The 18,782-nt window shown below is 54.3% G+C and carries 21 protein-coding genes and 3 pseudogenes; 13 read left to right on the top strand and 11 right to left on the bottom strand.

The window, feature by feature from the left end:
* Window positions 1-37 precede the first annotated feature (37 nt).
* Both EYW40_RS06870 and EYW40_RS06865 read left to right on the top strand, forming a co-directional pair.
* Window positions 38-322 carry an AbrB/MazE/SpoVT family DNA-binding domain-containing protein gene (locus EYW40_RS06870; RefSeq protein WP_135820886.1) on the top strand — a complete coding sequence of 95 codons (285 nt, stop codon included), beginning with the start codon at window positions 38-40 and terminating at the stop codon, window positions 320-322.
* On the top strand, window positions 315-782 hold the full coding sequence (locus EYW40_RS06865) for a type II toxin-antitoxin system VapC family toxin (protein ID WP_135820885.1): 468 nt from the start codon (window positions 315-317) through the stop codon (window positions 780-782). The genes EYW40_RS06870 and EYW40_RS06865 overlap by 8 nt, the downstream gene beginning before the upstream one ends.
* Window positions 783-1,512: 730 nt before the next feature.
* On the opposite strand, the gene EYW40_RS19540 is transcribed toward EYW40_RS06865, so the two are convergent.
* Window positions 1,513-2,001 carry a hypothetical protein gene (locus EYW40_RS19540; RefSeq protein WP_161973171.1) on the bottom strand — a complete coding sequence of 163 codons (489 nt, stop codon included), beginning with the start codon at window positions 1,999-2,001 and terminating at the stop codon, window positions 1,513-1,515.
* Window positions 2,002-2,589: 588 nt separating this feature from the next.
* On the opposite strand from EYW40_RS19540, the gene EYW40_RS06855 reads away from it, so the two are divergent.
* Window positions 2,590-4,050, top strand: coding sequence for a glycosyltransferase family 39 protein (locus EYW40_RS06855; RefSeq protein ID WP_161973170.1), 1,461 nt, complete (start codon window positions 2,590-2,592; stop codon window positions 4,048-4,050).
* Window positions 4,051-4,159: 109 nt separating this feature from the next.
* On the opposite strand, the gene EYW40_RS06850 is transcribed toward EYW40_RS06855, so the two are convergent.
* From EYW40_RS06850 to EYW40_RS06840, 3 genes and pseudogenes are all read right to left on the bottom strand, one after another.
* Window positions 4,160-5,020, bottom strand: a complete 861-nt coding sequence (locus EYW40_RS06850) for an FkbM family methyltransferase (RefSeq protein ID WP_135820882.1) — start codon at window positions 5,018-5,020, stop codon at window positions 4,160-4,162.
* Window positions 5,021-5,159: 139 nt separating this feature from the next.
* Entirely contained in the window at window positions 5,160-6,302 is a 1,143-nt protein-coding gene (locus EYW40_RS06845; RefSeq protein WP_135820881.1) for a hypothetical protein, read from the bottom strand.
* Between the two features lie 141 nt (window positions 6,303-6,443).
* Window positions 6,444-7,481 (bottom strand): annotated as a pseudogene (locus tag EYW40_RS06840) (PAS domain-containing sensor histidine kinase).
* A 650-nt stretch (window positions 7,482-8,131) separates the two neighbouring features.
* On the opposite strand from EYW40_RS06840, the gene EYW40_RS06830 reads away from it, so the two are divergent.
* Window positions 8,132-8,758, top strand: coding sequence for a SprT-like domain-containing protein (locus EYW40_RS06830; RefSeq protein ID WP_135820879.1), 627 nt, complete (start codon window positions 8,132-8,134; stop codon window positions 8,756-8,758).
* A gap of 35 nt (window positions 8,759-8,793) precedes the next feature.
* Here EYW40_RS06830 and EYW40_RS06825 read toward each other — a convergent pair whose 3' ends face one another.
* Window positions 8,794-9,195, bottom strand: coding sequence for a hypothetical protein (locus EYW40_RS06825; protein ID WP_135820878.1), 402 nt, complete (start codon window positions 9,193-9,195; stop codon window positions 8,794-8,796).
* 5 nt (window positions 9,196-9,200) lie between these two features.
* Window positions 9,201-9,374: a DUF7837 family putative zinc-binding protein gene (locus EYW40_RS19910; protein WP_202614538.1), complete on the bottom strand. Its 174-nt coding sequence runs from the start codon at window positions 9,372-9,374 to the stop codon at window positions 9,201-9,203.
* Window positions 9,375-9,545: 171 nt separating this feature from the next.
* Between EYW40_RS19910 and EYW40_RS06820 the strand changes: the two genes are divergently transcribed.
* Window positions 9,546-10,100 (top strand): type II toxin-antitoxin system death-on-curing family toxin, encoded by a 555-nt coding sequence (locus tag EYW40_RS06820; protein ID WP_135820877.1) that lies wholly within the window; start codon window positions 9,546-9,548, stop codon window positions 10,098-10,100.
* 2 nt (window positions 10,101-10,102) lie between these two features.
* Window positions 10,103-10,240, top strand: a complete 138-nt coding sequence (locus EYW40_RS19905) for a hypothetical protein (protein ID WP_202614466.1) — start codon at window positions 10,103-10,105, stop codon at window positions 10,238-10,240.
* A 108-nt stretch (window positions 10,241-10,348) separates the two neighbouring features.
* On the opposite strand, the gene EYW40_RS20435 is transcribed toward EYW40_RS19905, so the two are convergent.
* Together EYW40_RS20435 and EYW40_RS06810 are read right to left on the bottom strand one after the other, a co-directional pair.
* Window positions 10,349-10,798 carry a toxin-antitoxin system TumE family protein gene (locus EYW40_RS20435; RefSeq protein ID WP_135820876.1) on the bottom strand — a complete coding sequence of 150 codons (450 nt, stop codon included), beginning with the start codon at window positions 10,796-10,798 and terminating at the stop codon, window positions 10,349-10,351.
* Window positions 10,799-11,326, bottom strand: coding sequence for a DUF7342 family protein (locus EYW40_RS06810; protein ID WP_135820875.1), 528 nt, complete (start codon window positions 11,324-11,326; stop codon window positions 10,799-10,801).
* Window positions 11,327-11,403: 77 nt separating this feature from the next.
* Between EYW40_RS06810 and EYW40_RS20430 the strand changes: the two are divergent.
* From EYW40_RS20430 to EYW40_RS06795, 3 genes and pseudogenes are all read left to right on the top strand, one after another.
* Window positions 11,404-11,586, top strand: a pseudogene (locus tag EYW40_RS20430) (ArsR family transcriptional regulator); the annotation flags it as partial.
* 83 nt (window positions 11,587-11,669) lie between these two features.
* A complete protein-coding gene (locus EYW40_RS06800) occupies window positions 11,670-11,945 on the top strand; it encodes a hypothetical protein (protein WP_135820874.1) in 276 nt (91 codons plus the stop codon).
* Window positions 11,942-12,383, top strand: a pseudogene (locus EYW40_RS06795) (type II toxin-antitoxin system VapC family toxin). Before EYW40_RS06800 ends, EYW40_RS06795 begins: the two are co-directional and overlap by 4 nt.
* 1,021 nt (window positions 12,384-13,404) lie before the next feature.
* Here EYW40_RS06795 and EYW40_RS06790 read toward each other — a convergent pair.
* Window positions 13,405-14,226 (bottom strand): IS5 family transposase, encoded by an 822-nt coding sequence (locus EYW40_RS06790; protein ID WP_135820873.1) that lies wholly within the window; start codon window positions 14,224-14,226, stop codon window positions 13,405-13,407.
* A gap of 63 nt (window positions 14,227-14,289) precedes the next feature.
* Between EYW40_RS06790 and EYW40_RS06785 the strand changes: the two genes are divergently transcribed.
* Window positions 14,290-15,159, top strand: coding sequence for a DNA-binding protein (locus EYW40_RS06785; RefSeq protein WP_202614464.1), 870 nt, complete (start codon window positions 14,290-14,292; stop codon window positions 15,157-15,159).
* A gap of 195 nt (window positions 15,160-15,354) precedes the next feature.
* Window positions 15,355-15,621 carry a hypothetical protein gene (locus tag EYW40_RS06780; protein WP_135820872.1) on the top strand — a complete coding sequence of 89 codons (267 nt, stop codon included), beginning with the start codon at window positions 15,355-15,357 and terminating at the stop codon, window positions 15,619-15,621.
* 7 nt (window positions 15,622-15,628) lie between these two features.
* On the opposite strand, the gene EYW40_RS06775 is transcribed toward EYW40_RS06780, so the two are convergent.
* Both EYW40_RS06775 and EYW40_RS06770 read right to left on the bottom strand, forming a co-directional pair.
* Entirely contained in the window at window positions 15,629-16,066 is a 438-nt protein-coding gene (locus EYW40_RS06775) for a toxin-antitoxin system TumE family protein (protein ID WP_135820871.1), read from the bottom strand.
* 7 nt (window positions 16,067-16,073) lie between these two features.
* Window positions 16,074-16,607: a DUF7342 family protein gene (locus tag EYW40_RS06770; protein ID WP_135820870.1), complete on the bottom strand. Its 534-nt coding sequence runs from the start codon at window positions 16,605-16,607 to the stop codon at window positions 16,074-16,076.
* Window positions 16,608-16,972: 365 nt separating this feature from the next.
* Between EYW40_RS06770 and EYW40_RS06765 the strand changes: the two genes are divergently transcribed.
* Both EYW40_RS06765 and EYW40_RS06760 read left to right on the top strand, forming a co-directional pair.
* On the top strand, window positions 16,973-17,422 hold the full coding sequence (locus tag EYW40_RS06765; protein ID WP_135820869.1) for an SWIM zinc finger family protein: 450 nt from the start codon (window positions 16,973-16,975) through the stop codon (window positions 17,420-17,422).
* A 198-nt stretch (window positions 17,423-17,620) separates the two neighbouring features.
* The gene (locus EYW40_RS06760; protein ID WP_135820868.1) at window positions 17,621-18,571 is read left to right on the top strand and encodes a transcription initiation factor IIB; all 951 of its coding nucleotides are present in this window, start codon (window positions 17,621-17,623) and stop codon (window positions 18,569-18,571) included.
* Window positions 18,572-18,782: the final 211 nt, after the last annotated feature.

Here is an 18,782-nt window from a genome sequence, read left to right as displayed (position 1 = left end):
CCCAAACGGTTATCTTGTTCCCACTTGAAGTGGGAACATGGCGAAAGTGGATTCAAAAGGGCGAATCGTCCTCCCACAGGAGGTACGAGAGCGTCTCGGGATTACGCCCGGCACGGAAGTAGCCATTCACGAAGAAGACGGGAAAGCAGTCGTCGAACCCGAAGACGATCCGGACGAAATCCTCGAACGGATGGAACAACTCGTCGAGGAAACGGCTTCGGAGCGTGGAGAGACGACTCCACTTACTGAAGGGGCCGATCCCATTGCCCGGAGTCACCGAGAGGCTATTCGTCGCGGCACGGAGAACGACGGCGATGAGTGACGTCCGTGGCCCGTACCTTTTCGATGTCGGGGTCATTGCACTTGCACACACAACAGCCCCGGGCCGTGATGCTGCGCTCTCGTACGTCCGAGACGCCATCACTGGTGACATCGATGCGGTAGTCCCGTATCCTGCGCTGTTCGGTGCACACACCGTTTTGACGACGTACTACGGGCACTCAAACGCGGATGCGTCCCGACTACTACAGAATTTCATGGATGCAAAGCGAATCCACTGGTATGATGAGATGCCCGAAGAGATAGTTTCTGACGGGTTATCTGCGGCCAGTGACGCAAATATTGGCGGGTGGGACGGTTACTATGCCCAAGTAGCGATCGACGAAGGGGTGAATACGGTCCTGACGATAGATCACGACTTCGAGCGGTTTGATGCGTTCGATACCGAGGTTATTCTCTCTCCGGCCGAATTCGATCGGTTGAATCGGTTTCTTGAGAACTGATCCCCCACAGAGTCCGATTACGTAAGGGGGAGAAAGCCCCCGCCGTCTCGACTGTCGGGACTCGCTGCGGTCCTCGTCGCTCGCCGGTGCTCGCTCCTGTGGTCCTTGTGTCGTCCGGGAACGTCGAGACGGCGGCCCCTTTCAGTCCCACCCGTTGGGTTAGTGGGGTACTCAGAGACGCGACCAATAGAGACGCTTGTTGTGCTGTTGTTTACTGCTTCTTGTACAGGCCGTGTGGTGCTTACATATGGGGTACACTACAAGGACAATTTACTGGTCGGTGTGTCGTTTCTTTATGAGCAAAGACGAACGTGGAGACAGCGAACGATATACTGAGACCGTCACGCTCGATGACGTTCTCGGTGTCTTTGCGGATGTAAAGGGCCAGTAGTCACATCTAGTGATGTGCTGGGGCGTTCTACGCCCGAGCGGGCGAAGATGACACACATCATGGATCTGCTATCCGGCTTTTTGACAGCATCCGCTCTGGTGATGTTGCTTATCGCCCACTTTTCACCACACAGTCCATCCTTTCTAAACTGCTACCCCCACACTGTACAAACTCGTCCGCAGGGATGCTATTCGAGCTCTGAACGCGATCCGGTATTCGGAGAGTATCAATGTCATTCCAGTAGGTCAAGCTACCTTTGGGACAGCGGCTAGACATTCATTTTAACATATTTAAGAACCTATGTAGTTTGATACTAAATAACATAAGTAAATCGCGATTTTAGCCACCCAACTCTTTTTGTTTCGAGAGGATCCCCTGAATCACATGCATCGGCGAACCCTGCTCGGGGTCTGCGTCGGCACCCTTTCGAGTGGGTGTCTCGGTCTCATGGGGCCGCCAAAAAAGACGATCCCCTGGCTCCGCCTCAAAAACGAGCGTGATGAATCCACTTCCCTCGATGTAACCATCGAGAGAAACGACGAGGAAGTCTTCGCCGATGTTTACCAACTCGGAACTACTCCCGATCAGGAAACAGTCCGAATAGACGACCCTGTGGAAACTCCGGGACGGTATTCGGTATACATCGATGCCGCGCATCTTCACCCGTCGGAGTTTTCCCAACACGATCTCTCCGAACCCTGTATCGGTATCGAGTACACACTTCACGAAGATGGAACGACCGGCTTCGGTTTTGAACCGATTCAGGAGTGTTAGCTCCCACCCGATAGTTACCGTATCCTCAAAGGAAAGAACCAGTTTGTAAATCACTCGTGTCTTCTCCTCATGCAGTACTATCTTTCGGAGAATGCAGAACCGGTGACAATTCCCGGGACTCCAGACGCTGAACCACCTGTTTAGTGAGCGGGCTTATATCACTGATTAGATCTTGAATTTGGTCTTTACTATATACCAATACCAACCGTGGCACTTTTGTGTCGTTTCTAAATCATCTATGTATGGTTCATCACTACCTGGGAGCTATCGAATCATACTCTGCGAAGTTTGGATTATATTTAATCTACGCCATCCCAATTATAGCATTTTATTCAGTTTATCACTATTCAGAAACATTGTTACTGCTGATCGCTTACGCCCTCGCCATTTCTTTTCTTCTATTTGTGAGCTTTGTTTCCTTTATTGCCCAAACTAAAATTTCGCCAACTATAGAGTAGGTTAATATTCGCGTTTTAAGTCGTCTTTATTGCCAATCCCGTAAACCATATTCAGTTTGTCTTAGTTATCCCATTGAGAATTTTGCAGACGTCACCAGCAATCCTTAATAATGAGACTTTATAAACACATACTATGAAACTAAGACGGTTTCAGACAAGACGGTGGAGGATTATTCTTCTCATATTGTTCGTTGCTGCAATCATTTTGCGCCTTATAGACATAACTGATGCACTATGGTTGGATGAAGCGTTTACACTACACTTCCTCCGCGAATACTCCTATATTGGATTGGTTCTGGAGCTGCCAGTCGATGACGTGCATCCCCCACTCTACTACGTCCTTCTCAAGCCGATCGTCACTGTATTTGGTACCTCAGAACTTGCCCTTCGTTCTCTCTCAATTGTTGCGAGTGCTGCCACAGTCCCTGTGATAGCCGAAATTGGCCGAAAAATCCATTCACGTCAAAGTGGCCTTATCGCAGCTATCGTTGTGGTGGTTGCCCCGTACCAGGTTCTATTCGCACAAGAAGCGCGGATGTATGCACTACTTATACTATTAACAGCGGTATCGTATCTTACGCTTCTGGGTAGTATTTCACAGCCCTCTTGGAGGCGGATAGTCGTTTACACCGTGTCAACATTTCTTTTGGCGATGACCCACGCTTTTGCGCTGTTTGTAGTCGTTGCTCAAAACGTGACTATTGCAACGATACTGGTTTCTCGATGGATTTCTGATTCAGAGCGACATGGGGTGGCTGATATTTTCAGCTATCTCCAAGAAGAGTCGCTTGTGGTGAGGTGGGCTGTTAGCCAGGTTGCTCTATTGACTCTTATCTCACCCTGGATTTATATCCTCGCCACCAAATCAAGCAATCAAGAGGGGGCAAGGACCTTTCTTCCAGGCGTGAAAGAACTGTTCGCTCCACTAATCCAATATTTTGGTCCGCTTCCATTTTCTGCGCTCAATTATGCGCTTGCAGTAGGCATCGCACTATTAATCCTCGTCGCGATCTTGGTACTTTTCCCAAGGCTCCGTGGTGCGGCTGTCTCACCGTCCAAAGTTGGCTCTGAAGAAAAGAGCCTACTGCAAGGGGCGGTATTAGTTCCGTGGGCAGCCATGCCGATCATTCTGCCGTTCATGATTTCCTATCTTGCTATACCGATTTATACCGTCCGATATACTGCACCGGCATCTCTTGGAATTTATTTGCTTGTTGCCATCGGCGTAACTCAAATCAATCGCGACTATGCTCGAATTGCTCTCGTCTGTGTTTTAATCGTGACTGCATTGATCCCACTTTCAGGAATCTATATGAATGAGGAACGGGGAGAGTGGCGGCAAGCAACCAATCACATCGAATCAAATACAGACGCAACAGATAGATTGATCTACCTGACAAATTCATACACTGAACCCAACTTTAGATATTACTATAGTGGCGATCTGACGGTTAAAACACAGGCCTCCCCAGAAGCTCAAAATAGACTTCCACCATCGGTAAAACAATCAAACTCAGTGTGGGCTGTGTTTTCGTACACTCATGGTAGAAATGATGAAATCATGAATAATTTCAACGACACACATTTGCTTGTTGGATGTGAAGAATATCAACGGGTTGTTGTCTGTAAGTATAATTCGGCGTAGATTTGTTACTGAAAGCCCCGATCTCGCATCTTAGCGTCCACTTTTGCTGGCCAAACCTTGTTGCGAGAGATGGTTCAAGCAGTTTTGATACAATGCACACAAAACGCCATCAAGAATTGGGTTGAAGAACGATGTCTGTGTGGTTGTAGTTGCCATCAAGTTCGTCAAACAAATTATACAACTCTTTTTTGGTGATTTTATTTAAACCATCATCCGTCAATTGTTGGAAAGAATAACCAATATCTGAAAGGTATTCGATCGTATCTTCGGGGTCAGATTCCCACAAAGTCGGATTTAACTCCATTAGTATCTTTGGCTGATGACTCTCTAAACAATCCTCCGCTCCTGAAATAATTCTAGGTTCGGCCCCTTCTGCATCTATTTTCATAAAATCAACCACAGTATCAGTGAAGTAAGTGTCAATTGTGGTGGTTTGCACCGTGCCCAATTCTTCATCGTTTTCGTGTACGGGTGATAGAATACTCGAGTGTCCTCGTTGATTTTCATTTCCAAATATAGCCGTCTCACCCCCACTGTCCGATACTGCAGCATGTTCGATAGTGACATTACTGTGGCCATTTGTAGAGAGATTCTTGTTCAGGATATCAACACTCTCGGCCACTGGTTCAAACGCATATACGTGCCCTTGATTTCCTACCAAACTGGCAAACACGACAGTAAAATAGCCGATATTCGCCCCAATGTCTACTATAGTCATGCCAGGTTCAATATTCGACTTGTAAAACTCCAGCTCCCCTCGGTTTACAATTTCACCTCTGGAGATTGCCTTCGCAGTATACGAGCAGTCATTGGGATCGATATAAAGTTGATTTCCGTACACCTGGCCGGCAGGTGCGTTAGATGATACACTCGCCCGGTGAAGAATATCTGAAAGCTGGTCTGAAAATGGAACGTATTGGCCTATCCCCCGGCCGCCAACTGCCTGGAATATTCGCTGTGAAAGGTTCATAGTATCAGTTCACAATGGATACACTTCTATCTGTGGTTAGGTTCATCGGCTACTCTCTGACGGCAGGCCCAGCCCCTTTAGCTGGCGAAGTGTTGAACCGTTATTTTGCGAATTTAATTTCGGATTGGGGCTGAGGCGCTCACACTTTCCGGCCGTCCGTACCGCCGTCGTATCCTGTGAAGGTGGATTTTTTGTAAACACCATCGCCCTCACAGAAGACCGGGGCGGATAAGACGCCTCCTGTGAGATTATCTAATTGCGCGGCTGTGCCGCCCCAAGTCCACGGATTGCCGCTATCATTGAATATAGCGCAACGAGAATTATTGATAGTGATATTGGCGTCTATTTTTGCCGGTCGAACTTCAGTCCCAACCGCGGGGTCTAAGCTAAAGACCTCATCAATGCTATAACTCGCGCCCTTATCGTTCACTCTTCCAGGGCCAATGTCCCATTGACCACTTCCACGGAATACTTTACTTGATGAATTTTTCCCAACTGGCTCGTAGTTCCACATTGACACGCTAACCTGTGTTCCAGTATCTGCCCTGACCAATTCTGCAAGAGTCCCGCCGACGTTTATAACATCAATGTTTTCCGGACCGAACCCCCCTGTGCCGTCATTACGAAGGAACCGGGAGTCGCTCCCCGATCCATCATCGACAGGCTTCCCAGAAAGAAAATGCCATGTCTCGGGGGCACCCCCGTCACGAGACACGATGACTCCCGGTGCGCCTCCAGCGTCCACGTTGGTGAATCGAAGGTGGGTAAATTCGTTGTCGTAATTCGCCGCGCCTTGACGCTCCAGCCACGCGGCCCCGTCCCAGTTTCTAACGGTTTGCCCGTCCCAGATACATTCCGCAAAGCCGTCGACTTGTTCAACGGCATATCCGCCCTGCCCGGAGTTGGGGCCCTGGCCCTTGATCGTGAGGCTCCCCTCGATGTCAAACTTGTACGTCAGCTCTCCGCTGCTGTCAACAGCGGCAGCGCTCAGGTCTGATATCAGTCCGCCTTGGTCGCCCGTGATTTCGACGGTGCATCTGTTCCCGACGACCGTGACGCGCGGTCGGGCGAATATCGGGCCGGTGTCGATGATGTGACCATGGTAAGGCAGCACAATTGTCGCGTCACCGATATCCTCAGCAATCGCCAGCGCATCTTCGACAGGTGAATCTGTGTCATTCGGGTCTACATAATCATCAATATCAGCACCACGGCCCGGCCCGAATATCGCGATTTTGCCATCCGCTCCGAACTGTGCTTTAGAGGAGCCGATACGTTGCACATCTCTATATACCACTCTTCCAGAACCGGCTGTCGGGGAATGCAGAGTCGGTGGTAATTTCGGGACACCTATCGCTGCATCTCTTGTGTAATGAGATGTCGGATTTATCTGTATCTAAGAAAAAGCGTAGGGGGAAAGAGACTAATCTGGACGGGGAAGTTCAACGTGAAATACGGATCCTGTCGGGGTATTTTTACTAACCTCGATATCTCCAGCATACTGTTCAAGGAGTTCTTTGACTAGATAGAGCCCATACCGGTTCCTGAACTGCCTATCCCCTTCTGTCCTTCTTCAAACAGCGACTCTCTCAGTTCACGGGGGGATCCCCGGCCCATTATCCGCGATGTGAATCGTGACGCTCTCACCCTGTGTCTCTACACGAACTTCGATAACAGGTTCACTTTTGTCGTTGTGTTGGACCGCATTATTCAACAAATTACGGAAGACAGAGGACAACATCTCATTTGCCATCACTTCGACATCCGGGATCTCGCTGGTAACGTTGAACTCCGCCTGTGGAAAGAACTCGCGTCGAAGCTCAATTTCCTGTGTAAGAATCGGATGGAGCGAAACCGGTTTGATTTCCATCTGCTCAGTGCTTCCAATCGTCTCAGCGTAATCCCGTGCAATCTCGGTGAGTTCCACGACGTGGTCTGAAGCTGACATCATCTTCTCCAGTAGGTCCTCTCCCTCGCTATCAACGTGTGCTTCGAGAATCTCTCCCCATCCCAGGACGACGCTCATATCATTACGGATATCGTGGCGGAGAACTCGATTGAGAGCTTCAAATTCTTGCTCACGGCGCTTTTGTTCGGTGATATCTGTACAGATGCCGATTATTCTCTGTAGCGTGCCGTCGTCGTCTCGTAGTGGGATCTGCCGAGTGTGGACCCAACGTATCGTCCCATCCGGATGTACAGCCCGACTCTCATACGATTCCTCAGAAACCTGTTCGGGACCGGCTTCCATTTGCGACAGCACAGTTTCAACGTCTTCCGGGTGGATGCGTTCAACTAACTTGGACGGATCATTCTGTATGGTCTCAGCAGAGATCCCCCAAATTCCCTCCGCACCAGAACTGATATACTCAAACTCATCTGGCTCAGAATAGATCCAAATCGCTATCCCGTCAAGATAGTCAACCAGCGATTGAAAATCTGCCTCAGTTACCCCACTCATGGATTTACCGAACCAATACAGAACACTATGAAAAATTCCCGGCCAATACGTCGAAGCGGGCAATACATTCAGGGACTACGATGCGTCCTATTTCGTAGCTCCACTGTATCTAACGATAGATAGGACTCAACACCGTTATAGTGTGTGAACTCTTTTATGACGCCTTCAATATATACCGGCTTCGCGTGGGAAAACACTTGCGGAGCCTGTGCAACAGCACATCGCGCTCTGAACACAAACGTCTCAACGCCCCACAGGAGTTTATCGCGTCTCACGGGGTGGAGACGCAAATTCAATGGCCAACAAACTACCGACTGAGTCGAATCCGAACCGGCTCACCCCGGCACAGCGACTCTCGACGGATCCACGGTTGCTTCGCGCCGGGATCGAGACCATCGACGACATGGAGACGCTTCGGGCGTGCGTTGCCCACGAGAACAGCCACGAAGCTCGACTGGCGGTCCTTGAACGACTCAAACGGCGAGCGGATGTGCTTCGACGGCAACGAGCGCGATCCCGATGAGGCGGGGGAGACGCAGTCTTGGTACGTTTCCTCGTGAACGCCGAGAGCTCGTTCCGGCAGTATCCCACACCAACCGGTGGCTCTAATGCCGGGCGAGCAGACGACACTGGCGGACGAACGATTTCGGATGGACTCCACAGACGAGTCGGTTGAGACGAAAGCGACGACCCGATCGGCCAGCGAAGGCGCGTCGGCCAGGACAGCATCCGCCCCGACGACGCGGGCGGAGTTCCTCGAACGTGCCCGGTCGTACGCCGAATCGGTCGCCATCGACGTCGACACCGACTCGGTCGAGTGGGAACTTTCGGAGCGTGCCAAGCGACGGGCGGGGGTGTGTCTGTTCGACCGTCAGTCGGAGTCGGTGACGATCCGACTCACCTGGGCAGCCTACGAGGAGTACGGATGGAAGGAGTTCACCGAGGTGATCCGCCACGAACTCGTCCACGCCTGGGAGTTCCAGCACTTTGGCGAGTCGACGCACGGCGAACGATTCCAAGCGAAAGCAGCTGAACTCGATGTGCCGAGGCACTGCCGGTCGTTCAGCGACGCGCGGCTGGTACTTCGCTGTACTGACCCGGCGTGTTCGTGGCGCGCCGACCGGCATCGAGCCTCAGAGAGCGTGACCGACCCCGAACAGCGTCGCTGCGGTGCCTGTCGGGGACGCTACGTCGTCGAACACGTCGATACGGGCATACGCTGGCGGACGAACGAGGGGTACGAAGACGCCCGGGAACGGATCGGCGACGACTGGTAGTGGCGTGAACGGGAAACTCGCTGCGTGCCAACTCGTCATAGCCCGACGATGAACTCCGTGTCCTCGATTGGCGTGGCACCCGCTTCGATCGCTTCCGTTACGGTGAGTTCGTCCGGGAGCAAGAAGAAGAGATTCCCACGTCGCTCCCAAGTCGCGACTGACTCTCGAAGAATGTCCGCGTGTTTCGTGTATTTCTCCTTTACTACGCAGTATGGTTCGAGGTCTTCAACGAGTACCGGATCGTAGTAGGCGTCTTCGAGTCGGGAGGTGATATCGTCGATCTCGTCTGCGGGTACGGCGAAGCGATACTGGTCGGGGTCGTAGTACGGATTGAGGTCCTGAAAGAGTTCATCTTGGTCGAAGTACTCCGAGAAGATGTACTCGAAGCCGACGTGAAACAGGTTGATCCGCTCTCGATCGATATCGAAAGTAGGCACGACTGTTACTCCGGTTGTGGCCGGACTACGTCCTGACACTGCGGACATTCGGCGTAGTGTTTCTGCCCGGCAGCCGTCTCGTACTCCACGAGGACGTGCCGGCGGGAGAGCATCGTTTCGCAGTGCGGACAGTCACCGAGGGAGTCCGTGTTCGCGTTTGCGTTTTCGTCTGAGGTCATCGGATCTCGCTTGGCTGAGGGCATTCTCGTGCGTTTCAGTTCCGTGTATGACGGGATCTCAGATATAGCTCCGGATACCGAGGTGGAAGTAGTCCAAACGGAGCGTGGTACGAAGCAAGTCGGCCACAAAAAGCAGTGGTTAGATAAACGTTGTCACAGAGGAGATCGATAATGACCGAGGAGCCGAAGTCACTCAGCTATCTGTCGGCTGCTGATATCCGTGAGATTCACCGATTAATCGTAGAGTCGAACACGGATACAGCGGCTGGTATCTCCTCACCAGACGATATCGAATACACCGTTGAACACATTCAAGAGGGGCATTTCGGTCACGTTCCCGAGTCGCTCCATGAGAACGCATTGCAGCTGCTTCGGCTCATAGTGGCAAATCATCCATTCGTGGATGAGAATAAGCGAACGGCGCTCATGTCGACCCGGATTTTCTACGCCCTCAATGGCCACCGGTTCGACTACGATCGAAGGGTCAAAGAGATTCTGAAGGCGTTCGCGACGGACGAGGCCAGTGTCAATGAGGACGATGTGATCGAATATCTGCAAGCGCACACAGAGCCGCTCGCACCGGAATATGAAGCGACGATCAACCTTTGGCTATCCCGTATCGACGGCACAACCCAGTTGTCGGGGACGGAAGAGCACGAAGCAACTGATGAGAGCTCATCCAACGAACCGAACGGTTATGAACAGGACCCTCATAGTGGAAGCTAAGCATGGCCACTGGAAGCGATCAACCAGAGATCCCTGATGAGATGTCCCCCGAAGAGGCGCGGCGGTATCTCATCCGTTTTCTTGGCCGACAGGATCTCGACGAACACGAGGATATCTACGACGAACTTGCGACCGAGTAGCGGATTCCCGGAGGATCCAGCGGACCTGTTCCCGAGGAGAGTGTCCTCCCCTCGATGATACCGTGCGATACACGCTGCTGTCGGTCACAAAATCCGGTATGAGACCCTCTACTCAGCGGACCACAGTGTCTCTATGCGTTGCTCTATTGCCGTGCAGACGGTAGAGTATACTTCGAGTGGATGAAGCGAAAGCAGTTCGAGATCGGTGGTTTCGGTGGTTGACGGTGGCTCATGAAAGTGTAACCGGGTGTTGTGCGTGTTCGGGTGACGGTCCCAGCGACACTCCCAGCGTTCCCCGCTCTCGTGTTCCTCGACGTAGTGGACCGAGAAATCACCGGTTGTGAACCATCGAATGTCGAGTCGGGCTGCAGTCACCGAGTCCGGGTATCGGCCAGCCTCAAGCAATCCACGAAGCAATCGGGGTTCATAGGAATCCGGGTCAAACGCAGTTTCGGCGACGAGTGAATCCGACACAAGATGGCGCTCCAGCAGGAGTAGCGTCTGTCGATCCGGTGGGCCTGTCGATCGGGGCGCTTTATCTTCCGGCGGCGGATTCATTTAAGCCGGAATCAGATGCCCGTCGTTTTGGGAAAGTTGGCGAGCAAGTTCGTACAGCCTGATGTCCCGAATCACTCCCTGCCACTCGCTCACTGCGGTCATCCGCTCGTGGATGGTTTCGTGATCACCGTGGTCAAAGACGTTGACGGCTGTTGGATCATCCGTCTCGAACTGCGCTTCGTATTCCGTCCGCTGCGCTTCAAGCGCCTCAACTCGGTCGATGATCTCCTCGACAGAGAGTTCGGACGCGATCCGGGTGGCATCCTGCCATTCGAGATATCCTTCGTTTCGCTCGTATGTCGCCGGGCGGCTGTCTCTATTGGCTCGAGTGATGCCCATCTCCGCTAAGCGTTCAAGGTGCTTTTTCGCGGCGTTCGGAGAACAGTCCGCAAGCTCAGCGATCTCGGTGTATGCAGTTGGAGACGTAATCCCGAGGACGACATCGTAGACACGACCAAACGTGTCTGTTCGGGTCTGCCACCGTCGCTGGGTATCGTCGGACTCCGGGGCCGGATCGAACTCAGTCATACCTATCTGTAGGAACCTATCCTCAATATATCTTCGTATCTTTCAAATATATGTGCACACGCTGGATTAGGCTATACAACGAGCTCGTTGCTGTCGGTCTTATTGAGAAGCGCCGATGTCCCGAGCGAGGACAGGACGGACTGTATGCGTACTACTGAGCAACCGTGTTCGGAGAGGTAACGCTCACTGAAGGCATGGATGAGTTGATCCGAGGAGAGCAGGAATTCGAAGCGATATACGACAGTACCACGGAGAACTAATCACAGCGTTCGTCCACAGGTGGAGGGACTAGTGTCAGGAACTAGTATAAAATGTGACTTGGTAGACCTTACTACCGTGTGATATGGTGACCTTCGTGAAGATAGACGAAGAAACGAAATCCCGCCTTGAACGATTACAGGCGGAGATCCGGGTGAAGACGGGGACAAAGGTTACGCAGCAAGAATTACTCGAACGACTCGTCAACGAAGCAGTCGCCTCAAAAACGGACTTGATCGAGTCGTTTCGCGAGGAACGCGTGCCGATATCAGGAACAACCAAAGCGGCATTTCACGAGGGGACAGTCGAGTCAGGAAAAGAAACCGACGAATCGGATATCGACGATATACTCTACGAATGAGTGTCTTCATCGATACAGGGGTGTTATGTACACCACGATGTAGACGCGACCCGACATGACGAAGCATACGGGTTTTTCGAGCGGCTACTTGATGGGGAATTCGGTCAGCCCTACACGAACGACTACTCCTTCGACGAAGTCATCACGCTCACCCGGAAACGAACTGGTAGCTTTGAAGCGGCACGCACAGTTGGTGATCGAATTCTCGGCAAGAGGGACTTCCCGGACGTGTTTCGGTTGGAATTCGTCGAGCCCGACATCTTCGACGCTGCACTCGATGTATTCGAAACGTACGCAGATCAGTCACTGAGCTTTACCGATGCCGTTTCCGTTGCTCACTGTCAGTTGCGTTCCATCGACCGAATCGTGAGCTTCGACGACGATTTCGACGGCATTTTCGAACGCCTCGATCCAGAACTGGTAGTCAGATCTGAGTAGGCACAGTACCGCCGTAGTGGTTTCCTGCTTCTGACTATTCTAGCTCGCCCCGCGCGCCTCCTTTCGCCCGCCGCCCGCTCACGGCGACGAGTCGCCGTTCGCAGCCGAGGCACGACCGCAGTGCCTCGGAACGCTCGCGACCGACCAGTCCGGGCTTTCGCGGCCTCGGGGGCTCGGCCACGGTCCGGGCGTGTGGTTTCGACGCCAGCACCAAGCGCGCTTTCGGTCCGGCCGTTCTCGCTGCGCTCGAACCGACGGGACCGACAACCGGCTTGTGTGCTGGTCGCTCGCGGCGGGCCTGACGGCGGCGCGGTGCTGGATGGTTCCATCTCGGGAGCGCGCCACTCGCGCCCGAGGGCGCTCGTGAAGGCGCGAGCGGCGCGCAAGCGGTGACGGTGTCGATGAGTCTGTCGGTGTGTGTAGAAAACCGCGATTAGTGTCGCGGTCGTCGGCGCGGTGAGCGCCTTCGGAATCGGAGAGATTGGCTCTGTTGAAATCCTCTTCTTTAGAGAATTGTTCACGTGAATCTACTGAACACTACACGTGCATAATAACCGGAAAAAACCAGTTGGCGAGTGTATGTAACACAGATGGTTTTTTTAGCCGCAGTAACCACAGTTCGGGATATGCGTCGTGCCCTCCGGTACGCTGTGTCACTACTTGTTGGACTGTTAGTTACGGCATCCGTCGCAGAATTCGCTGCGACAGATCACTTGCTTACAATCTCACTATTACCGCTCTATGTGGCTGTGAGTTCAATGATGATAGCACATCGCCGAACGTTTATTTCTCTCTCTCGTGAGGCCGCCCCGGCAAGGAAGCGTGGAGCTATTGTTGGCGGTGTTAGTGCGTTCACCGGCGGATTCCTCCTACAGAGCTCGATCCCGGCAGGTGCCGCTGGGTTTGGGTTGATGTTTCTAGGCATGGCGACTACCGTTGCTGACTTCGACGACTTATAAGAAGTTGTGTAGGTTGATTCGGTCGCTGTACCGAACGATCTGTGGGTCGCCTGTACTGGTCGTTAGATTGCTTTGTCAAGATTGTGGACGATACACGCAAGAGCGAGTTCACGGAACTGCTTCCACCAGCGTCGTGACCGGACGAATGCGCCGTACTTCCGCTTGAGTGTTGAGTTGACTGTCTCTGATTGACTCCGTTGACCGTAGAGATCGGCGTCTAAGCGTGCATTCCATGCCTTGTGAAGCGATGTGAACTCACGATGCTTGATTAGTGGACGAATCCCGTGTTGACGGGCAAGCCGTCTAATTTTCTGGTCGTCGTAACCTTTGTCCCCGAGCAGGATGTCGATAGTCTCGGGATTGCGTTTGATCAACGACGGAGCGATCTGGCTATCGTGTTTTCGTGTCGTCGTCACATGTAAATCGAGGACAGCGTTCACTTTGGAATCGACCAGCAGTGTTACTTTGAGTTGCTGAATCGTGAGTTTGGCTCGTTTCGTGTAGTGCTTCGAGGCGTGACTGCGGTCAAACCCTGAGGCGTCGACCCCCGTAACACCGTTAGTCGGAAGCAGTGAAACAGAGAGATTGAGCAGCACTCGCCAGACAGCCATATCGAGTCTATCGAACGCTTTGCATAGCGTAGATGGCGCAGGGAGTTCACTGAGATTGATCGCGTTCCGAATACGGGGCATCTCGATGAGTTCGTCGAGGAGTGTGCGATACGTTGTGTTCTTCCGAACTTTGAGACAGAGGAGAACGATGTGCTGATGGAGCGTATAGCGTTGTTTCGAGAACTTCGAGGAGTACCGAGCTACGGCACGTTGGGCTAACTGAAATGCTTCCTCGACAAATCGGAGCAACCGAGACTTTGGGAGGGGCTGCATCTACTCAAACTACCGACTGAACCTGTAACTCACTAAGGAATTCAACAGAGCCGAGAGATTCCAATGTCAAGTACGAACCTACGCGGTAATGAACCTGCGGGTCGGGCACAGACGAGTGAACACGAAGCGGGCGCGGAGGGAGTCGAGCAAAGCGAGGGCCGACTGGACCTGCGAGCGAGCGTCGCACAGGAGATTCAGGCAAAGATCGACTACGCGGACGAGCGGGCGGTCGAGGGGCGATTGTTCGGGCAAACGTTGGAAGCCCAGGAGCGACTGGAAGCGCGGGCGTGGGAAGTCGAACGGACGAGGACTCGGGGCGACAGGGAACAGGAATCAGACAGAGAGAAACGGACCCGACGGGCGGTGGCGGCGGATAGCGACGAGTGGCGGGCGGCGTTCGAGAAACGAGCGGGGAGCGTCGACCCGTGGTTGGACCCGGAGCGGGCGGACCCACAAACGGAGTTGTCGCGTGAAGAACTGGGAGCGGTGAACGAGCAGGCGATGCGGTTGGACGAGAAGCTGGCAGGATGGTCGCGGGCGGCGATCAGTCGGCGGCTGGCAGAGCGTGTTGCGGACGGCACGGAGATCACGAGCGCAGTCGTGGGCGTGTACGAGGAGTTGGAGCAGGCACCGGGACAGGTAGTTCCGATCGCAGCCGTACAGGACGTCTCGCGGCGAGAAGTGGATATTCGGGGAACTGTGACCCAACTGTGGAATCCAAGTAACCCCGCAATCCAGCAGGTCGGACTCATTGAAGACGAGAGCGGCCGGATCAAGTTCACGGTCTGGCGAAAGAGCAGGCAGGGGATGGTGCGGGAAGGCGAAGACGTGACGTTCAGAGGGGTCGCCAAGAACTGGTACCAGGGGCGAGTGTCGGTCGCACTGACGGGGTGGTCGCGGATCGTCTCACACGGAGTAAGGGGCCAACGGTAGCCAGCCTCGTCTCTTTTTTGCTGTTAGAGGATGGGAGAGTGGGTATGAACCATCCAAATCGTAGGAGCCATACAAACCGCATGCAAGCTTACGGTTTGATATGTTCTCGACCTCGTCGCCTCGCGTGCCGGTGGACAAGGGTTGTGGACTGAGTTCCGACCAAACGACAATGATGCCTGCTCACGAAGGATTCCTGTGGGCGAAGGCCTCAATCCGGAGACTCGGACAGCGGTGATCAAGCACGTCCTCAGAGAACTCTATCCGAAGCGCGAAGAGGGAACGATACTTGAGACAGTGACGCTCCCCAACGGCGTACTGGTCGGCGTGAAAGTCGCGCCGAAGGGGTACATTTCAACCGCGAAATACGCGCTCGTGACCGTCGAGGACGGCAAGGTCATCAATGCGAAACGCTGCTCGGGGAAGACGCTTCGTCGAGAACTCACAGAGCAGGCAGAAGAATGATCGCTCCCTACTCACTTTTCCAGAGTGCTGCGATCCGGTCTTCGATCTCCTCGAGAACTAGCTCAACGACGTCACGATGGTCGTCCGGCCACGATACATCTTCGCCTGGTGTCGGGGCAGTAGGAGGTGGATGAAAGTGGTCCCGTGTATTGTGGGGGTTCGGGTGTCGATCCCACCGGCATTCCCAGTCGTGGCCAGTGTGTTCCTCTCGATAGTGGAATTTGAAGTCGTCATTCGTGTACCAACGGACGGTCAACTGTACTTCGTCGACGGTCTCCGGGTAGTACGACGGGGCAAAGATGACCTGAAGCTCCAGATGTCCGCTCGCGTCCGTGACGGTCGCTCGGGAGATCTGCCTCGTCGCTTGGAGCCGCGTCTGGAGGAACTCGAGGATGGGACGGTCGATGGGAGCAGGACTCCCACCATCACCTGACGGTGGTACCATCGGGAGACTACCCGGAGGCCTGTTCGCGCTTGCCACCTGTGCGCTGCTGGCGAGCGCGTTCGTAGCGCTCACGCTCCTCACGAGCGGTCGCCCAATCGGCGAGGTCGCTGTACACGTCGTCGATGGTTCGTTCGTCGCTGGCCTCCGCGGCGGCGACGGCATCGACAGCGGCCGGTGACGCGGCATCGTACGTGTCTTCGTACTCGGCGATGCGCGTCGTCATCTCACGAACGAGTTCTTGGAGTTCCTCGACGGAGTGGTCGCCTGCGAGCTGGTTGATGCGTCGCCACTCGAAATACGCATCATTCCGTTCGTAGGTGGCCGGATGACTATCGTGCCGGGTGACGATCCCCAAATCGTCGAACCAGCCAAGGTACTTCCGGGCGGTCTTCGGGTCGCAGTCGGCGGCATCAGCAATGGCACTCGCAGTCGTCGGCTCACGGGTCTGCAGGATAGTGCCGTAGATGCGTTGTTCGACGTCGTCGCTGGCGAACGCATCTTCGAAAGGGGGCGGCCCATCCTCGGGGTCTGTCTTGGACATACCTGAGTTTGCAGGGCTAAAGATATAATTCTTACTTCGAGGAATAGTTTCCTGACAGATGCACCTGCTGGGCTGTTCGCAAGCAGGTTAACCAACAACAGCGTAACTTTGCACCCGCCGTTGGTTAATTCTCGTCTCTGGATGCTGTCGATTCTCCCCTTCTCGATGATGTAGACGTAGACAACACTTCTGCCAGTGCGGACTAGAAGATTGTTTGTTGCCCCTCCGAAGAGAGCAAGGACCGTTAGAAACCTCTCGTGGGAACGCATGGTGCAATAGCTATCAGATCTGTCTCGCTGTACTCCACCCGCCGGTCGTTTATCGTCCCCTGAGGGGTGCGGGCGATTCCTCGCCTGCACCGACCAATGACAGCACCACTAGCGAGATTGGACGTGACGAAGCGAGTGATCAAACGCGCCCAGTACGAGGCCTTCGAGTTCTCGATCGAAGCCGAAGGCGTTCGCGTACGAAACGGGAGCCACGCCGACCCGGAAAACCACGAGTACCTCGTGACAGTCGAAGACGGGCTTCCAAGTGACTGTGAGTGCCCTGCCAACGCCGCGTACGACGGCGCGTGCAAACACCGCGTCGCGGTGGCGATCCGAAACCCCGTCCTCGACGCCGCAATAGACAGGCAGGTCGCTGCGGACGGTGGTGTCCCGACGAAAGAGCCGAGCGCGACACCCGAATCCACTGAAACGGACAGGATGGCGGAGGGACCAACCGACTGTGAGTGTTCCGAACTCAGTACCGACTTTCCGTGTTGGGAATGCGTTAGAACGGGATATCGTTCCCTTTCGAACGACGAGCAGTGAGAACGCGGTGTAGAACTCACGGACACGCCCCACCTCCAACACGGAGAAAGCGCGTAGGGTAGGAGGGTTTTCAGGTGCTACGTTTGCCGTCGTTTGGGCGAGGAACGGACTCACCCGAATCGGATGACGCTCCCCGCAGTAGTTTATCGCCCCCTGAGGGGTGCGGGGCGGGCGAATTCGTCCGTCTCGATACGAACTATGTCGCTCAGAGACACCTACGACAGTGGCTTCGACGAAGACCTGCCCCTAGAGACAACTTCATCCGAAAATCCCGGGACGGCGTGTCCGGACTGTGACGGGACGCTTCGCACGGCGGACGGCGAGACGGCTTGTACCGAATGCGGGCTCATCACAGACGAGTACCGACTCGACCACGCTGCGACGCCGCGGGACCGCAACGACACAGAGACCCGTGAACAGACTGGCGCGCCGTTGACGCCCGCACGACACGACCGCGGACTCGTCACGTCCATCGGTTACCGACGGGACGGAAACGGGAACAAACTGAGCCAGCGGAAACGCCGGACGCTCAACCGATTGCGGATCCAACAGCGTCGGGGACAGTTCGACGGGACAGCGGACCGAAACCTCGCACACGCCTGCGGAGAGATAGCCAGGTTGACCAGTAGCCTCGACCTCTCGTTTGCCTGTCGTGAGGAGGCGAGCCGGGTGTTCCGAGAGGCTCAGTCCGAATCACTGCTTGTCGGACGGTCGGTCGAGTCGATGGCGGCCGCAAGCGTGTACGCGGCGTGTCGGTGCCGAGAGACGCTCCTTACCGTCGGAGAACTCGCGGCGGTGTCCTCGTGTGAGGAACGAGACATCTGGCGGGCATACGGCGTTCTCAACACCGAACTCGGCTTAGACGTCCCCGTTCGGCGGCCGCAGGCGTTCGTCGCGAGCTGTGCGTCGGCGTGCAGGGAGTTGGTTCCGGCGCGTGTTCGCCGTCGTGCGCTCGAATTGGCGACGCGTTCGGAGAAGCACGGGTTGGCGAACGGACGCAATCCCGCGGGCGTTGCAGCGGGTTGTCTGTACTACGCGGGTGTCGAACAGGATGTCTCGCTCACCCAGGCGGCGTTAGCCGAAGCGGGCAACGTGAGTGAGAATACGCTTCGGAAGCGGTCTGCCGAACTCGATGGGATACTTGGGTAAGGAATTTTCAATTCACACGTCATTCCACTCGTAACACTACTATTACCTCCTTATAGTATTGTGCTATAATCACATCTCTAAGGACTACTAGCCCGCCTCTATTTACTCTTTGAATGGGGGTTAGTATTACTAATAAGGCTATTCTGGTGGGGGTTCTACTGGACTCGATGAACCTCTCAGGTTCACTTACCGGACGTATAGTAGTTCATAA

The organism is Halostella litorea, assembly GCF_004785955.1.
In the GTDB taxonomy this organism is placed as follows: domain Archaea; phylum Halobacteriota; class Halobacteria; order Halobacteriales; family Natronoarchaeaceae; genus Halostella; species Halostella litorea.
The sequence above is the reverse complement of the archived record's forward strand: the minus strand, read 5'-3'. Positions and strand labels throughout refer to the sequence as shown.

Coding starts and splice junctions, on each gene's coding strand:
- EYW40_RS06865 (WP_135820885.1), top strand. CDS start 315: ATGAGTGACGTCCGTGGCCCGTACCTTTTCGATGTCGGGGTCATTGCA.
- EYW40_RS06830 (WP_135820879.1), top strand. CDS start 8,132: ATGGACTCCACAGACGAGTCGGTTGAGACGAAAGCGACGACCCGATCG.
- EYW40_RS06790 (WP_135820873.1), bottom strand. CDS start 14,226: ATGCAGCCCCTCCCAAAGTCTCGGTTGCTCCGATTTGTCGAGGAAGCA.
- EYW40_RS06775 (WP_135820871.1), bottom strand. CDS start 16,066: ATGGTACCACCGTCAGGTGATGGTGGGAGTCCTGCTCCCATCGACCGT.
- EYW40_RS06850 (WP_135820882.1), bottom strand. CDS start 5,020: ATGAACCTTTCACAGCGAATATTCCAGGCAGTTGGCGGCCGGGGGATA.
- EYW40_RS06770 (WP_135820870.1), bottom strand. CDS start 16,607: ATGTCCAAGACAGACCCCGAGGATGGGCCGCCCCCTTTCGAAGATGCG.
- EYW40_RS06800 (WP_135820874.1), top strand. CDS start 11,670: ATGGTGACCTTCGTGAAGATAGACGAAGAAACGAAATCCCGCCTTGAA.
- EYW40_RS19910 (WP_202614538.1), bottom strand. CDS start 9,374: ATGACCTCAGACGAAAACGCAAACGCGAACACGGACTCCCTCGGTGAC.
- EYW40_RS06760 (WP_135820868.1), top strand. CDS start 17,621: ATGTCGCTCAGAGACACCTACGACAGTGGCTTCGACGAAGACCTGCCC.
- EYW40_RS19905 (WP_202614466.1), top strand. CDS start 10,103: ATGGCCACTGGAAGCGATCAACCAGAGATCCCTGATGAGATGTCCCCC.
- EYW40_RS06820 (WP_135820877.1), top strand. CDS start 9,546: ATGACCGAGGAGCCGAAGTCACTCAGCTATCTGTCGGCTGCTGATATC.
- EYW40_RS06810 (WP_135820875.1), bottom strand. CDS start 11,326: ATGACTGAGTTCGATCCGGCCCCGGAGTCCGACGATACCCAGCGACGG.
- EYW40_RS06765 (WP_135820869.1), top strand. CDS start 16,973: ATGACAGCACCACTAGCGAGATTGGACGTGACGAAGCGAGTGATCAAA.
- EYW40_RS20435 (WP_135820876.1), bottom strand. CDS start 10,798: ATGAATCCGCCGCCGGAAGATAAAGCGCCCCGATCGACAGGCCCACCG.
- EYW40_RS06870 (WP_135820886.1), top strand. CDS start 38: ATGGCGAAAGTGGATTCAAAAGGGCGAATCGTCCTCCCACAGGAGGTA.
- EYW40_RS06785 (WP_202614464.1), top strand. CDS start 14,290: ATGTCAAGTACGAACCTACGCGGTAATGAACCTGCGGGTCGGGCACAG.